At 40.3% G+C, this 16,052-nt stretch carries 12 protein-coding genes and 1 pseudogene; 8 read left to right on the top strand and 5 right to left on the bottom strand.

The window, feature by feature from the left end:
* The first annotated feature begins 102 nt into the window (after positions 1-102).
* Entirely contained in the window at positions 103-1,413 is a 1,311-nt protein-coding gene (locus MTN96_RS18970; RefSeq protein WP_248532513.1) for a DASH family cryptochrome, read from the top strand.
* A 40-nt stretch (positions 1,414-1,453) separates the two neighbouring features.
* Here the strand turns inward: MTN96_RS18970 and MTN96_RS18965 are convergent, their stop codons facing one another.
* From MTN96_RS18965 to MTN96_RS18955, 3 genes are all read right to left on the bottom strand, one after another.
* The gene (locus MTN96_RS18965) at positions 1,454-1,912 is read right to left on the bottom strand and encodes a thioredoxin family protein (protein WP_248532512.1); all 459 of its coding nucleotides are present in this window, start codon (positions 1,910-1,912) and stop codon (positions 1,454-1,456) included.
* Positions 1,913-1,972: 60 nt separating this feature from the next.
* Entirely contained in the window at positions 1,973-3,928 is a 1,956-nt protein-coding gene (locus MTN96_RS18960; protein WP_248532511.1) for a hypothetical protein, read from the bottom strand.
* A gap of 120 nt (positions 3,929-4,048) precedes the next feature.
* Complete coding sequence (locus tag MTN96_RS18955) at positions 4,049-4,927, bottom strand: LysR family transcriptional regulator (RefSeq protein WP_036983695.1); 879 nt, start codon at positions 4,925-4,927, stop codon at positions 4,049-4,051.
* A gap of 96 nt (positions 4,928-5,023) precedes the next feature.
* On the opposite strand from MTN96_RS18955, the gene MTN96_RS18950 reads away from it, so the two are divergent.
* The 4 genes from MTN96_RS18950 to MTN96_RS18935 are packed head-to-tail and all read left to right on the top strand — an operon-like array spanning position 5,024 to position 9,790.
* Complete coding sequence (locus MTN96_RS18950) at positions 5,024-6,592, top strand: NADH-quinone oxidoreductase subunit L (RefSeq protein WP_248532510.1); 1,569 nt, start codon at positions 5,024-5,026, stop codon at positions 6,590-6,592.
* On the top strand, positions 6,589-9,015 hold the full coding sequence (locus tag MTN96_RS18945) for a DUF2309 domain-containing protein (RefSeq protein WP_248532509.1): 2,427 nt from the start codon (positions 6,589-6,591) through the stop codon (positions 9,013-9,015). The genes MTN96_RS18950 and MTN96_RS18945 overlap by 4 nt, the downstream gene beginning before the upstream one ends.
* A 48-nt stretch (positions 9,016-9,063) precedes the next feature.
* Positions 9,064-9,438: a hypothetical protein gene (locus MTN96_RS18940; RefSeq protein ID WP_248532508.1), complete on the top strand. Its 375-nt coding sequence runs from the start codon at positions 9,064-9,066 to the stop codon at positions 9,436-9,438.
* On the top strand, positions 9,392-9,790 hold the full coding sequence (locus tag MTN96_RS18935; RefSeq protein WP_248532507.1) for a Sua5 family C-terminal domain-containing protein: 399 nt from the start codon (positions 9,392-9,394) through the stop codon (positions 9,788-9,790). The genes MTN96_RS18940 and MTN96_RS18935 overlap by 47 nt, the downstream gene beginning before the upstream one ends.
* A 1-nt stretch (position 9,791) precedes the next feature.
* Here the strand turns inward: MTN96_RS18935 and MTN96_RS18930 are convergent, their stop codons facing one another.
* Positions 9,792-11,969 (bottom strand): EAL domain-containing protein, encoded by a 2,178-nt coding sequence (locus MTN96_RS18930; protein ID WP_248532506.1) that lies wholly within the window; start codon positions 11,967-11,969, stop codon positions 9,792-9,794.
* A 507-nt stretch (positions 11,970-12,476) separates the two neighbouring features.
* On the opposite strand from MTN96_RS18930, the gene MTN96_RS18925 reads away from it, so the two are divergent.
* Positions 12,477-12,962, top strand: a complete 486-nt coding sequence (locus MTN96_RS18925) for a hypothetical protein (protein ID WP_214552367.1) — start codon at positions 12,477-12,479, stop codon at positions 12,960-12,962.
* A gap of 34 nt (positions 12,963-12,996) precedes the next feature.
* Here the strand turns inward: MTN96_RS18925 and MTN96_RS18920 are convergent, their stop codons facing one another.
* Positions 12,997-14,202 carry an anhydro-N-acetylmuramic acid kinase gene (locus MTN96_RS18920; protein ID WP_036983689.1) on the bottom strand — a complete coding sequence of 402 codons (1,206 nt, stop codon included), beginning with the start codon at positions 14,200-14,202 and terminating at the stop codon, positions 12,997-12,999.
* 153 nt (positions 14,203-14,355) lie between these two features.
* On the opposite strand from MTN96_RS18920, the pseudogene MTN96_RS18915 reads away from it, so the two are divergent.
* Positions 14,356-14,841, top strand: a pseudogene (locus tag MTN96_RS18915) (GNAT family N-acetyltransferase).
* Between the two features lie 172 nt (positions 14,842-15,013).
* On the top strand, positions 15,014-16,042 hold the full coding sequence (locus tag MTN96_RS18910) for an NADP-dependent oxidoreductase (RefSeq protein WP_248532505.1): 1,029 nt from the start codon (positions 15,014-15,016) through the stop codon (positions 16,040-16,042).
* Positions 16,043-16,052: the final 10 nt, after the last annotated feature.

The raw sequence follows: 16,052 nt of genomic DNA, 5'->3' as shown, positions 1-16,052 counted from the left end.
ATTGTTACCGCCTTTTTTTAAAGCCCTATTAAACACCTTAAAACTAATCTCTGCTCGCTTTTGCTTCGTAAAATAAATGATTTTAAAAACCAGAGCATAAGTATGAAAAAACGTATTCTGTATTGGCTGCAAAATGATTTGCGCATTGACGACAACCCCATACTCAATGATTTATCACAGCAACAATGTGAGTTGGATCTTGTCTTTGTGATTAATGCGGCTTGGTTTAAAAGCAATAACTACCAACAAAAACCCTATGGCATCCATAAACAACGCTTTTTAATGCAAAGCCTATATGAGCTACAGGAGTCTGTTATAAAGCTTGGCCAAACTTTACATATTTTAGAAGGCGATCCGGTAAAGGTATTAACACAGCGTATTAATGAGCTTAGCATTGATGAAGTTGTATATAGCGAGCAAATAGGTGTGTATGAACAGCGCCAAATTAGCGCTCTTAAGTCAAAATGCACTACTGTGGTATTTAAATCTGTGATGCAAGATACTTTATATCAACAACAGCAACTGCCCTTTGAACTTGCTGATTTACCAACCGGCTTTACCCCTTTTAGAAAAAAAATCGAAGCCACTGGTATCAGTTTATCCGCAGTGCCGTTCTCAGCAAAAAGACTTCCACCGCCTATTATTTTATGTGCTAAACAGCCTATATCAGAGCCGCCAACAGGAAACCCTTTACTCCAAGGTGGACACAAAGCCGGCCTTGCGCATTGTCTACAGTACTTTTCATCAGCTTTACCAAGCAGCTATAAAATCACCCGTAATGAGCTGGATGGCTTTGATAACTCGACTAAATTTAGTAGCTGGCTGGCTTTTGGTTGTATTAGTGCCAAGCAAATTTTTTGTGCAGTAGATGCTTATGAAGCGCAGCATGGGGAAAATGAATCAACATACTGGATCAAGTTTGAATTGCTCTGGCGTGAGTATTTTAAGTGGCATGCAATTAATGTGAAGCATCAGTTATTTACTTTTAAAGGTAAAAAACAAAACTCGCCACTTACCACTTTTAGCCCGAACCGTTTTGCAAAATGGTGCCAAGGCAGTACCCCTTATCCGCTAGTTAACGCTATTATGAAAGAGCTTAACGCAACGGGCTTTATCACTAACCGTTCACGACAAATTGCAGCCAGCTGTTTGGTCAACGAACTACAACTAGACTGGCGCTATGGCGCTGCTTACTTTGAACAACAACTTATTGATTACGACGTAGCCGCTAATTGGGGCAACTGGCAATATATTGCTGGGGTTGGGGTCGATCCGCGCGGTGGGCGACACTTTAATTTGGCAAAACAAACCCAGCAATACGACCCATACGGTGAATATATTGCCAAATGGCAAGGGAATGAGCACTGCGATGCACAGTTAGATGACTTAGACGCCGCCGACTGGCCTGTGTAATAATAAAACCTCGAACATGATATTGGCTAGCTGACTCTCGTTATAAGCCCAAGGTTAAGTCTTGGGCAAGTGTGCCGCTAGGTTTTTCTACTACGCGGTTAACTTCAACCCCGTTATGCTTAACAATAAAAGTGGGGGTATATTGTAAGTCATGCGCTAGGGCAATACCTGCCTCATCCCGCTTGTCATAATCTACTGTAACAAAGGTTATTTTCGAAAGTTCAACCTGAGACTCATCGAGTAACTTTATTAATCGAGGTACTTCGCGAGCACTGTCATGACACCAGGTACCTAAAAGCACTAACACCTCTTTACCTGCTAATTTTTGCATCAATGCAACGTCTTGCGGTGTAGGCGAAAATGCTTGGTATTGCTTGGCAAATTTATCGTATTCGCTTAATAAACGCTCAGCAGTAACAGCGTCTGAGTGTAGCTTGAGCGTTGCATTCACTGCCAGTGGTAGGGTCAAAATAAAGAGTAAAATTAATTGTTTTAACATAAACCTATACCTAACTAGCTTTTAGCTACTATACCCATAATCGAGCTTAAGTGAATACATTTACTTACTTTTATCCATAAAATTATTCACTTGAGATAAAACAGCTAAGTACTCACGTTTGGCCTCTTTGTTTTGTTCTAATTTATCTAAATCACCGATTAACGTCACTAATTGCGTATGTGAATAACTCGATGTTGTTCTAAACTCGTTTGTCGCCCCCACACCACTGAGTCGTTTTCTTTCATCCATACGATAACTATCTTCATTTTTCTCGAGCCAAATATCGTTAATAAGACGAATATTGCTCTCACTGGTGGTTGTTGCTTTCAATTCCTTTTTTAGTTCGTATTGAGATATTTCGGGATTAAACTGATACACTTTTTTATCTACATCCACCTCATGAGCCTGATCAAGGGCAACCAATTCGTTATCTTTTACAGCGGTACCAATAGTGTAATTTTCTTGTTTATCATAATAATCAGGTGGGATGTCAGAGCGCTTGCCTTCTTCATAATTAAAACGTGTGCTCGCCGCTTTATCTTGAGTAACCCCAGTTAATTCTGCTGATTTTTGGTGTTCTGTATTTTGACTCAGCTTTGTGGTGCTTGTTGCTATGTAATCCCCCTGATCCATTGCAAAAGAGAATTTTGCATCAAAATCAGCTAACTTAGAAATACCATCACCTAAGGAATTTTTATTACTGCTACCTAGCCCTTGGTAGCGCGGATCTTTGGTGATCATATTGTCAACTAAATTAGCGACAAGCTCGCGTCCATTACTAAACTGCTTTGTAGCAACCGACTCAATTTCACTATAGCGCTCAGCAGCTGATGACATACTACTAAACGCATTTTTAAAAACAGCCAACCCTTGTTTCATCACTTCATCACTTTTGTGACCAAACGCAGAACGTGTACTTTTCTCAGAGCTATTGAGCTGGCTATCTTCTAAGCTTTTATCGAGCGCTTTTATGTATTGTTGCATTTGGCTTTTGTCTTGAGCGCCAATGGTTGACATATCAAGCGAAAAATCAATATTGTTTTGTCCGTTTACCGATTCGAACTCCAGTATTTGCTGCTCAGAACCCTCATCAAGGGTATAACTTAAATTAAGCTCATTATCTATTCCAAGGAGCGCTCCATCACCATCGCCAGTATTTCCCTCTGACGTTGAAAAGTACAAATCAAAACCCGAAAGTTCTTTGTTATCAAAATTGCTTAAAAAGCTTAAATCTAAATCAGCTTGGTTTGCGGGTACGTAACGACTGTAAGCGCTTTGTTTAGCCTTAAAAAATTCATCCGCCATTTCACCAACACCAGAAAGTACTTGCGTTAATGCTTGGTGTTCAGTCTCAGATAAGTCGCCATCTACTTCATAACTTATGCTAAATTCGTCAGTGGTTTCGCCTGTTTCCTCATCATAACCTTGCGCAGAATGAAAGGCGATATTGATAACATCACCTTCTTTGGTTTTTACCGAAAGCTCAAACCCATAGTTATCATCGTCTTCAAATCGCTCGCGATTAAAGCTTTCCATGAAAGGATTAAGTGAGCGTTCAACACGCTGTTGGCTAGATGCTAAAAATGTTTTTTGATTAAATCCCAGTTGCCCCAAGTTTGATAAAATATCGCTAGTGTTGGCATAAGCACCTTGGATATTTTTTACAGAAGAATTTAAGCGCTCAATTAACTGATCGCTACGTTCGTTTTTTAATAAGCCCTCTTGCTGAGAGCTTATTACCGTACGTAGTGCAACCTCTTCACTAGAGAGCTTATAATTTGAGCCACTGGGTGCGCTGGAAATCGTGAGTAACGAGGATAATTGCTGATTAAGTATTTCATCGACTTGTTGGTCACTAAACTGACTAAGCATTTCATCAGTGATTGTTGCCGAACTTGGCGCTAAGTGAGCACGCGATTGCAAACCTGTGGGCATACTGGTTTGGTTTGAATTATTGACCGATTGGGCAAGCAACGCATTTAAGTTAGCATAATTGCCTTGTAGTTTATTAACCATGATTATCCTTAATCTTCAGTACAAAACAAATACGGTATCGGCCAACGAATTAAAAGCTTTAATTATTTTTTTATTATTTAAAAATAAAGTATTTACGCAAAAAACATTCTTTAAAAGTAATTAGCAGGTTTTGGCAAGCAGCGACTTTAATATGTCTGGTACAAATTTTCGCTGCGCGGTAATGGCATAGAAGTGTTCGAAAGCATCGGGTAAACGCTGATATTCAACTAGTAGGCCTTGTTCTATTTCATCCTTTACTACAACTGATGGCAATACCGATAGTGCACCACTATCACGAGCAAGTAATCGCAGCATAGCCATATCATCAGCCTCTGCTTTTATTTTTGGCTGATATTGCCAGCGGGCACACAAAGCATTAAATGAGTCTCTAATGGCGGAGGTTTTACTGGGTAGCACCCATTGTGCACCTGTGTAACCGGTAGGAAATTGACCGCGTGTTTTTTTATCTGCTGGCCCCACTATGGCTAATGGCTGACGAGATACCAACTGGCTTTGCCACAGTTGATCGTAGTGCTCAAGTCCGATGGGTTTATTGGTTAAAACTAAATCCAGTTCGTGTTCTGCCAAACCATTTAACAGCCCATCCATACGCCCTGCAGTAAGCGAAAAGCGTACTTCGTCGTTACTCATTAAAGGGTTAATAAATTCCTCGATAAAGTTACGAGAGAGCGTATTAAGCACCCCGATTGATAAATGCTGAGTTTGGGAAATCATCCCTTTATGAATAAAAGACGACAGTTCTTCGCCCTTAGTGAATATATCGTTAGCGTACATTTGCACCCGCTTTCCCATATCGGTTAATGCCAAGGTACGTCCTTTACGTTCAAATAACTCAATATTAATGGTGTGCTCTAGCTGTTTAATTTGAGTTGAGAGCGCTGACTGCGATAAATGCAGCTCTTTCGCGGCTTGGGTTAAGTTACCAATTCGGGCAACAGACCAAAAATAATACAAGTGATGATAGTTCAAACGGCTCATTATAGTTCTCTTTTATAGAACGTTTATATGCATTATATCTATTTTTATTTAGTTATATAGTTTGTCATACTCCAATAACTAAATAAGGAGCACTGAATGAGCGAGTATATTATTTCGTTGTTATTACTAATGATGCCATTAAGCACATTCTTAGCGGCGTGGTTAATTGGCCGACAACCTTGTGCCTCAAATGGCAATGTACTGTTTAAAGTGATGCTATTAAATAGTGTTGCATTTATCAGTGCTGTTGCACTTTATCGTATTTATGCCTTTGATTTACTGAGTTTCTTATCGCTCTCAGTGACCCGCGCTATTATGCTAGGACTAATCCTGTTCATAACGCTGATATTAATTCGGTTTTGCAAACACTATATGCAAGGTGAGCCACGCGTAAACTACTTTTGGCGATGGCTACTACTTACCATCACTGCCGTATTAATTGTGGTTATGAGCAACCACTTAGCGCTATTTTGGCTAGGTTGGGTGGCGATAAGTTTAGCACTGCACAAACTATTAATGTTTTATCCTGAGCGCCCTCGTGCGGTACTCGCCGCTCATAAAAAGTTTATTGTGGCACGTGTTGCCGAATCCTTATTACTCGTCGCATTTATTATTTTATCGGTTACTCACAATAGCCTACACATTAGCGATATCACTACTTTTTATCACACCACCACACTACCGCTATCTTTGGCTGAACAACTCGCGGCCTTTTTAATCGCTTTTGCAGCTTTAATCAAATGTGCTCAGTTGCCTATGCATGGCTGGCTAATCAAAGTGGTTGAGGTGCCTACACCCGTCAGTGCCTTATTGCATGCTGGGGTGATAAATTTAGGTGGCTTTTTATTAATTTTATTTGCGCCTTTGTTTATTCAAGCTGCGGCTGCACAGTGGTTAATTTTAATTATTGCTGGTTTAACCACAGTGATCAGCGCATTAATAATGACTACCCGAATAAGCGTTAAAGTAAGGCTTGCTTGGTCTACCAGTGCGCAAATGGGATTAATGCTCATAGAATGTGCGCTGGGATTATTTGAACTGGCTCTGCTTCACCTTGTTACTCATTCAACCTATAAAGCCTTTGCATTTTTAAACTCAGGCAACGGTGTAAACGAAGATCTGATTCGCCGCCACATTCCAAAACAATCACCCACGTGCTTTGCTTGGTTAACGGGGGCATTGGTGTCGATTACCCTAGTTAGCGCTGCATGGTTCATTAGCGGCTATCAAGGCGCGGTCAGTGTGTGGCTACTTTTAGCATCAGCTTTAACTATTTTACTGGCCAACCAACATGGCGCTTCTAGCGTGCAAACTTATAGTAAAAAACTGCTAGTCGCACTATTAATTGTTATTAGTTATGTGGTTGCTAAAAATATATTTACTTTAGCACTAGAGCTTGAGCAGTGGCGCGAAGCTGCATTTAGCCTCGCCGATAGCTGGGTAATAGCCCTTATTTTAACGTTAATGATTGCCAGCTACTTTTTACGCTACCAGTCTTGGCGACCACAGGTTAAATCACTTTCCACCCTATTATTTGCAGGTTTGTATTTAGATGAGTGGTTTACGCGGTTAACCCTAAAAATATGGCCGATAAATTTACCTAATAATGGCCACACCGATTTAAAAAATCATGCAGCTGGAATCACCGTTGAGGAATCAAAATGAGCAATCAAACGCATTCAAATCACACGGCTTTATCGTTAAGTGACACTGAAAACAACATACTTAATAAAGTATGCGGTTACATAGCACCAAACTGGCCTTTAGATCAGATGATTGCCGTTAACCCATTTTGGGAAATGCGCCACCTGCCTATTGAAGATGTAAGCGCACGCATTGATACCTTATGTAATGCCAATATGCTAATGCCTAAAGACTTTTATCAGCACAAGTACGACAACGGCATTATTACTGATAACCACTTGGCCGATGCAGCTAAGTTACTTAACAGTGACTTTACGCATGAGCAACTCATACAAACCCTTCACATTGATGTTCCTTTAGTGGATTGGCACAACATTGCAGATTTACTCGACCAGCAGCGCAATAAACATAAAATGGCTTGGCATGATGAAATTACCCATCAATTGAGCCAGTTTTGTGCCGCGCATTATCAGCAGCTTGGCCCTATGCTTCATGGTGATGACACATCACCACAATCACCTTTATATCGCCATTGGTTAACCGTTATACAAGCGGATAAAGGCATTAGTATTGTAATGGATGAAAAGCATTTAAATGGCTACTTTAAACAACTGCCCACTTGCGCTGATGAACTGATTGCACTAACACTCTCAACGCTTAACATAGATAACGACTCGTTAGAGTTATACGCGCACTCATTGCTCTTAGATATTAACGGTTGGGCATCGTGGTTGGCGTATTTGCGATTCCAAGGCCAACTTTACGCTAAACCCAAAGATGATATGAAACAGCTACTGGCCATGCGAATGGCATGGGACTTGGTTATTTGGCAGTATCTGGCAGATCATGATAGTGCTTCATTTAAACAACTACAAAGTCAGTGGCAGCAAGAAAAGTCACTCGTAGTTGAGCGCCTGCATGCACACAAATTAGCACAAAAGCCATTATGGGTGTGGGCAAAAGCACTGGAGCTAAGCTATCAATACCCGCTTAATCATGCACTGCAAAGCGCCACTAAAACCCCAGTGAACAACGCTCAATTACAAGCGGTGTTTTGTATTGATGTACGCTCAGAGGTTATTCGCCGCGCGCTTGAATCGCAAAGTAAAAATATAGAAACCTTCGGCTTTGCCGGTTTTTTTGGATTGCCACTAGAATATCAAGAAAATGGTAGTGCAATTACTCGTCCTCAACTACCAGGGCTACTCAAACCAGCAATACATGCCACACAAACACACAAAGACGCGGCGCTTGAAGCATCTCGTCAAAATAGTGCTACATGGCAAAGTTGGTCAAAATCAGCCCCCTCATCGTTTTCTATGGTTGAATCGGCAGGCTGGCTGTATGCATTTAAATTAATAAAAAATACCTTTTTGTCTAAAGGTAAAGCTAAAAAGTGCGCAACCACCAACTGGCAATTAACACAAAACCAGCAACAACTGACCCTAAAAGACAAAACCGACTTAGCTCAAAAAGTGCTTAACACCTTAGGAATAAAAGAGTTTGCGCCGCATGTTATGTTGGTGGGCCACGCCAGCCATACAACTAATAACTTGCACAGCGCTGGCCTAGAATGTGGGGCCTGTGGAGGGCAAAGTGGCGAAGTTAATGTACGCGTGCTAGCAAACTTACTAAACGATACCCAAGTGCGCCAAGCGCTTAAAGAGCGAGGGCTAACACTGGCACAGAGCACGCAATTTATTGCCGCTATTCATAACACAACCACGGATGTCATCACCGCTTACGATACCGAGCTTAATGACAATCTAAAAAAATGGCTAACCGTTGCCACGCAAACCGCTCAGCAAGAACGTTTAATAAATATCGACCCACAGTTAGTTAATAAAACCGCAGATGAAATTAACCATGCTTATCATCAACGTGCCCGCGATTGGTCGCAAGTACGCCCAGAATGGGGGCTTGCTAATAACGCCGCCTTTATTGTTGCACCACGAGCATGGACTCGCAGTGTTAACTTACAAGGACGCTGCTTTTTACATGATTATGAATGGGAAAACGATAACGAATTTGCGGTATTAGAACTGCTCATGACCGCCCCCATGATAGTAACCCATTGGATCAATAGTCAATATAATGCCTCGGTTACCGACAACCATAAATACGGCAGTGGTAATAAAATACTCCACAATGCAGTTGGCGGTAATATTGGATTATTTGAAGGTAATGGCGGTGACCTTCGTATTGGCTTAGCCATGCAATCACTGCACAACGGGGATAAATGGATGCACGAACCGATTCGCCTTAATGTATATATTGCTGCACCGCAATCTGCAATCGCGGCAATTTATAACAAGCATACGATGGTGAAGGAGCTGATTGATAACCATTGGCTCACTCTCATTCGCTGGGGCGATGATAATACTCTCGAGCAGTTCGAAAATGGACATTTCTCAACTATTTCAGCCTCTAATGAACAAATATAAGCTATGCCAAAGATAGTCATTGCCACGAAACATAAAAAAGCACCTTTAGTGGCCCCTGCTCTAGAGCCACTTGGTTTTAAGGTATTCACTACTGATTTATTTGATACCGATACACTTGGGATGTTTAGTCACGAAGTACAACGTCATGGTAGTGCCAACACAGCGGCACTGACAAAAGCTCAGCGCGCATGTGAACTCACAGGCGAGCAATTTGGGCTTGGCAGTGAAGGCAGTTTTGGTGGTGGGCCGTATCCGGGTTTAATGAACTGGGACGAAGAAGTTATTTGTTTTTATGATAAACACAATAACAATGCTATTTATGGATATGCTGGCGGGCCATTTTCGCCGAGCAGCTTAACTATTAACAGTGAAACTAATGCTGAATCAATCGCTACTGCATGTCAGCACGCCACATTCACATAACGAAGTGGTACCGGGTAATGTAAAAGCGCATTATCAGCCTCATGCACCAGCCATGTTGGCTAATACTGAAGATTTCGCTAAAATTTTAAGTGAAGACTCTCAGGGTAAAAGTCACTATTTAATCTATTCGACTCAAGTGCAACAGCAATTATTAGCGAGCGACATTCCATCCGAACATATTACTAAGCTCAGTGCTTGCCCTGTTGAGTATGCTAAAAACATGTATAAAACGCTGCATTATATCGATAAGACAACACCGATGAATATTTATATCGAAAAGCCGCCAGTAAGCAGTAAGTGGGGGGCTGTGAATGACCGCCTTAGCCGTGCCACCACAGTATTTGCAGGATAAGTTAATTAACCGTTAGGTATTCAATAACAGTGGCTGCTGCCACTGGTTTATAAAAGTAATTCCCCTGAAAACGTTTACAGCCAATATCCACTAACATATCAAACTGTGCCTGTTCTTCCACGCCTTCAGCTATAATACTTAAGTTATGGCTGTTGGCAATGGCAATAATACTTTGCACCATACTATTTGATTTAGAGTCCACCAAAATATCATCTACAAAGCTTTTATCTATTTTCAGTTCATCTATGGGTAAGCGCCTTAATAAACTTAGTGATGAATAACCTGTACCAAAATCATCCATCGAGAAGCGTATCCCTCTAGATTTTAAGCTATTTATCGTATCAATCACATGCTCAATATTATCCATAAAGAGGGATTCTGTTATTTCTAAAATGATACGGTGTGGAGCTACATTGTGCGTCTCTAAACTGTGTAATAATGTAGGAATAAATACACTACTTTGAAATTGCATTACTGAAATGTTTATTGCCAATTCAAGAGGGGGATCGCTGTGTTGCTGCATTTTTGCAAACTCACCAATAGATCGCGCTAAAACAAAGTCACCAATTTTAAAAATTAAATCACTTTGTTCTGCAATAGCAATAAACTCAGCGGGAGATACCATACCAAGCTCATCATCCTGCCAACGAATAAGTGCTTCAATAGCATGAATTTTACCCTGCTCATTTACTTGGCACTGATGCACCATAAACAATGACTGCTCGTTTAACGCCATATTAAGCCGCTCTTCTACTTTTAAACGGCGCAAATAAGCTTGTTTAATATCTGCATGGTAATGGCACAGCCATTGCCCTGTATCTTTTGCCCATTGATTAGCCAAATGCGCACTGCGGACCAGCTTACTTTTGGTTATACCATGCTCTGGGTAGTTGGCCACACCAACACTCATATTTAAAGGACGTTCGGTATTTTTGGTTTCATATTGTTCAATAGAAGATGCTAATATTTGTTCAAAAGCGCGCCTATTTTGCTCATCCGCTAAATGCGGTGTAATAATGCAAAACTCATTACCACTGTTTCTAAAAACTAGGTATGGAGCTGCGAATGTAGCTTGCAACATTGCGGCATAGGCTTTAATTGCCTTATCGCCATACTCCATACCAAAGCGATTATTCATTGAGCGTAAATTGGTAATGTTTATGATTGCTAGACTAAAAGATGTGTCTTTTTTTTCTTCAAAGCTATCACGCAGTGCTTTTCGATTGGGTAACTTTGTTAAATCGTCGTTCCGAGAAAGGTAAAACAGTTCATCAACTCGTTTTTGCTCAGCACGAGCAATAAACCTAAAACCAAAATATAAGAGCGTACAAATTAGTAAATAGATTAAAAAGTACCAGCATACCTTCCAATAAAAGACGCTTTTTATTGGCTGCATTGCCCGATTTGAGAGTGTCCATAATTGATAGCGATTATCAAATTTTGCAGATGTTAAATAAGGCTTACCACCTACATGTGTATCAATAGTAAACACCTCTTCTGAGGATTTAAATATTTCTTTATCCTTGCCCGTTTGCTTTATCAAAGCATTATCAGATAACCCTAATGCCTGCTTAATTTTGGTTTTTGTATAGCTAGCTATATCTGCATCTTTTACGGAACTGTATTGAATAAAACCATCGATTTCTCTTGCTAGCATTATGTAATCGTCACTATTACTTTGCAAAATATTGAGGTATTTAGCGCCTCTTGATACCGCCATCCCTGCAGTCATTACGGCAATTACAGTGCCACTTTTGTCTCGTAATGACTTCCTTATCGGAATAACCCATTCTTGTAACGATTGATTAAAATAAGCTTGCCCTAACACCATCTTGTCTGAGCTAAGGGTTTGAGAAAAACTTTGGCGGGTTTTTTCATTTTCTTTCAGATTAATCATTGTTGAGGCATTTAAATTTGAGCTGTAGTAAATAATTTCCCCTTGGGGATTAAACAGTCCAAAGCCTAATAACACGGGGTTTTCTAGTAAAATATTGTCGAGAAGTTTAATTGTTGATGTTTTTTCGGTTAAGTTATTGTTTGAAAGGATGTCTCTGCCAATTAGATCCAGCATAAGCTCTTTATTTCTAAGGGTACTTTTAAGTGCTTGCGCAGAAAACTCGACACGGTTTTGGGAGCTTGTGCGGTATTCTTTTTCGATATTTCGCCATTCATAAGCCAACAAAACGCTTAATAGGACTAGACCGCCCAATAGCAAAAAACAAAAGAGTTTCCATAAATTATTTTTTATTAGTGCCATCTAATTTCTCACAGCCCGTTTGGTAGTGTGTTATGTATTCGGGCCCTTGAATGCACTTTATGGCTAGCTTGGTTTATTTTCAAGCTATTTATTGCAAAGTTGACAAAAATACATAAATAAATGCCCACTATTTAACATTAAAAATAAAATAAATTAACAATAAAGTTGATAAGTGTTTTATTTTATTGTTAAGACAAGGCTCGTATACGTTTGAACCCCGTAAACTGTATTTACGTTTATCGCAGAGATTATTGAGCGACTATTATAGTTTAGTTATTAAATATAATATTGATTTAAAACAATAGCTTTAGTTATAAACTGCAAGCCAAATTAACCCTTGCATCAAGCGCTTTAGTTTAGTCACAATTTTGCAATAATCATCAGTGATAATAGCTGCATTATTAGTCAACAAAGCTTTATAAGACCCTCATGAGCGAATCTATGGTGCAATTAACCTTTGCACTACCGTCATTTGAAGATCCTATGTCTGCGGCAATGAGCCACAGCATGGAATTTGAAACGCTATCGCAGGATGCTAACAGTCAGCATCAAATCACACTGCAATGCGTTTTACCTGAAGCGGCCCATGAAAGTGATATTATTTCACTAAGCGCAACTTTACCAAATGCACGAGCGGCTCAATACTACACAGAAAAAACACTCAATTTATCTGATTTAGAACAAAGGCGAGTCAACCTGACTTTGAGTCGAATAGCACATAGTCATGATTTTGTGATGCAAATGATTTTGCATGGTAAACACGGCACGTTAAAAAATAGTTTGCAGTTTGATATGCATATTAACCAATTTGGAAGTGGTTATACTGCACCTGCAACTTATTTAGCGCCGCCTAAGCCGCATCGGGTACGTCAGTATTTCGCTAATATGGGAACAGCTTTACTTTCGTTTTTTTAGTTATTGGCGCACAATTTTCTATTGATTTTATTACTCAATCAGCAAAGCTCACTTTACCCATAGTGATATCTAAAATACCTTGGTTGTTATTATTTAAGCTTTGACGTTGCCCTGCCAAACATTCATTTGCCAAAATAGCAAACAGCACGGCCTCTTTGGCATCAGGATTTACGCCTAAACTCTCGGTGTTTTTGAACGCCTTAATGTTTGGGCAATGTATTAGTAATTGCTCCATTAATAACGGATTATGAATACCTCCACCACTGGCATACACTACACAGTCTTGAGTATGTTGAGCACAGCCATTTAACGCCTTAGCAATCGTAGTGGCAGAAAGGGCATTTAAAGTCGCTAAAACATCTTCGTGATTTAGTCTTTGTGTCGTTGAATGCATTTGTGCCGCCCGTAAATAAGCTAAATTAAACACCTCAGGTCCGGTTGTTTTAGGCAGTGGTAATTTAAAAAACGCGTTATCTGTAAGCGCAGCAAGAAGCTTTGTATTCACTTTACCAGCTTTGGCAAGTTTAGCTCCCTCATCATAATGCAGCCCTTTAAAATAATGCTGTACATAAGCATCCATAATAGTATTGCCAGGGCCAATGTCAGAGCTAAAGACCGCTCCAGTATCGCCGTTTTTAGGTAAAAATGTTAAATTAGCAATGCCCCCCATGTTGAGTAAAATACGATTTTCATTTGGGCTGGCAAAAAACAAATAATCTCCATACACAGCTAATGGTGCGCCTTCACCACCAGCAGCAATATGCTTTTGCCTAAAGTCACCTACCGTGGTAATGCCTGTAGTAACCGCTATTTGATCACTGTCACCAACTTGTAGCGTGCCATTTTTAAAATCGTGGTGGTTATGTTGGGATTGCGGGCAGTGATAAATAGTTTGCCCGTGACTGGCTATTACATCAATGTCGGCTGGATTTACTTGCCACAGTGCTAAACACTGATTAACCATAGCACCATGGAGTTTACCTACCCACGGATGTAACAAAGTCAGCACTTCTAAATCGCATTCGCGCTTAGCAAACACCTGTTTTATTTTAGTTTTATACTCGTCGTTGTACTCAACCGTGGTGAATTTTAATACCTCTATTTGGGTATGCAAACCCGCTCCGGTTATTTTACATAGCGCCACATCTAAACCATCTAAAGAGGTACCACTCATTAGGCCAATAATTAATCGACTGGACTTTTGAGCGCTGTTATAAAGGGCGGCGATATGAGGATGCATAGTGACTCTGTGTAGGTACTTTTTACTATATTTTAAAAGAGTTTAAAGCAAAGTTATAGCTGTATACACTTTAATTTTAAAAAGATAGGTTCATTGTTTAAACGCCTAAAGCTTGCTAGGTTATTGGTTGATAATAATAAACTTATTTACCATATGATGATTTTACGTGAGTTCAAGCAACACGATACCTTTCAAATAGTAACCATTTTGAACGTTCAGCAAGTAGCACGCTATTTATCCTCTAAAATTCCATTTCCGTATAAGCAGGCAGATGCGAATTGGTGGGTAAACCAGGGAGCAAAATGTGGCATCATTAAAGCCATCGAAGTTGACGGTCTGTGCGTTGGGTGTACTGGTATTACCCTTGGTGAATTTGAGTATAGCCGCAGTGGCGAAAATAGGCTATTGGCTTAGTTAGCAATATTGGGGGCAAGGTATTATCACCCAAGCCATTCTAAAGAAGTGTTTAAAAGTACTAATTTAAACCGTATTTATGCGGCTGTATTTGCTGGTAATGCTGGCTCAATGAAGGCGTTGCTTAAAAGTGGCTTTAATACCGAGGCTATTTTAAAACAAGCAATTTATAAAAATGGTCACTATTTTGATAGCTATATATTTAGCATGCTAAAAACAGAGTAATTATTCTAATTAAATGTTGGCAAAGGTTGAATTAACCCCCTCTCGCCCAAAGATCGTGTATCAAGGTACAAATTTTATCTGCCTATCCGCGCATTATTGTTGAGCCGTGTATTGTTTTAAAGCTTAAACATTCGGTAATAGGTGGTTTTTTCAATTTATTTTGGAGATTTTTATGTCTACAACTAGCCGTCAATTTACTTTAGCCTCGCGCCCACATGGCGCCCCTACCAATGAAAACTTTGAATTTAAAAGCAAAGAGCTTCCATCGTTAAAAGAAGGCGAAGTACTGCTGCGTACAATTTACTTATCACTAGACCCCTACATGCGTGGTCGTATGAGCGATGCTAAGTCGTATGCCGACCCCGTCGAAATTGGTGATGTAATGGTTGGTGCAACGGTGTGCCAAGTAGAAACATCTAAAAACAATAAATTTAGCGAAGGCGAATGGGTATTAGCGTACACAGGTTGGCAAACTTACGCCATCTCAAATGGCGAGGGCTTAATGTCATTAGGTAAAGAGCCAACAAACCCTTCATACGCATTGGGAATTATGGGTATGCCTGGCTTTACCGCCTACATGGGTTTACTCGATATTGGCGCCCCTAAAGCAGGAGAAACCGTGGTCGTTGCTGCTGCAACAGGGCCTGTCGGTGCAACGGTTGGCCAAATTGCTAAAATTAAAGGCTGTAAAGTGGTTGGAGTTGCTGGTGGCAGCGAAAAATGTAGCTACGCAGTTGAAAAGCTAGGCTTTGATGCCTGTATTGACCACAAAGCCGATGACTTTGCACAGCAACTTGAAAAAGCGTGTGATAACGGCATAGATGTTTATTACGAAAATGTGGGCGGCAAAGTGTTTGACGCCGTATTACCCTTACTTAATACCGCAGCACGTGTACCGCTGTGTGGTTTAGTATCGCAGTATAACGCAACAAGCTTACCAGAGGGGCCTGACCGTATGGGTATGCTAATGGGGCAGTTGCTTACTAAACGTATTAAAATGCAAGGCTTTATAATTTTTGACGATTACGACCACCGCTACGACGAATTTGCACAAGACATGCAAAAATGGCTACGCGATGGCAAAGTACAATACCGCGAGCACATGGTAGAAGGTATAGAAAATACCATAAGCGCATTTAACGACATGCTTAGTGGTAAAAACTTTGGCAAGACCGTTGTTAAAATTAACGAGCCTCTTTAAATTTTACAAA

It is taken from the genome of Pseudoalteromonas sp. 2CM28B (assembly GCF_023161935.1).
This window is presented reverse-complemented; position numbering and strand designations above follow the sequence as displayed.

Excerpts from the sequence above, each read along its gene's own strand:
- MTN96_RS18970 (WP_248532513.1), top strand. The coding sequence starts at position 103 with ATGAAAAAACGTATTCTGTATTGGCTGCAAAATGATTTGCGCATTGAC.
- MTN96_RS18965 (WP_248532512.1), bottom strand. The coding sequence starts at position 1,912 with ATGTTAAAACAATTAATTTTACTCTTTATTTTGACCCTACCACTGGCA.
- MTN96_RS18960 (WP_248532511.1), bottom strand. The coding sequence starts at position 3,928 with ATGGTTAATAAACTACAAGGCAATTATGCTAACTTAAATGCGTTGCTT.
- MTN96_RS18955 (WP_036983695.1), bottom strand. The coding sequence starts at position 4,927 with ATGAGCCGTTTGAACTATCATCACTTGTATTATTTTTGGTCTGTTGCC.
- MTN96_RS18950 (WP_248532510.1), top strand. The coding sequence starts at position 5,024 with ATGAGCGAGTATATTATTTCGTTGTTATTACTAATGATGCCATTAAGC.
- MTN96_RS18945 (WP_248532509.1), top strand. The coding sequence starts at position 6,589 with ATGAGCAATCAAACGCATTCAAATCACACGGCTTTATCGTTAAGTGAC.
- MTN96_RS18935 (WP_248532507.1), top strand. The coding sequence starts at position 9,392 with ATGCTGAATCAATCGCTACTGCATGTCAGCACGCCACATTCACATAAC.
- MTN96_RS18925 (WP_214552367.1), top strand. The coding sequence starts at position 12,477 with ATGAGCGAATCTATGGTGCAATTAACCTTTGCACTACCGTCATTTGAA.
- MTN96_RS18920 (WP_036983689.1), bottom strand. The coding sequence starts at position 14,202 with ATGCATCCTCATATCGCCGCCCTTTATAACAGCGCTCAAAAGTCCAGT.
- MTN96_RS18910 (WP_248532505.1), top strand. The coding sequence starts at position 15,014 with ATGTCTACAACTAGCCGTCAATTTACTTTAGCCTCGCGCCCACATGGC.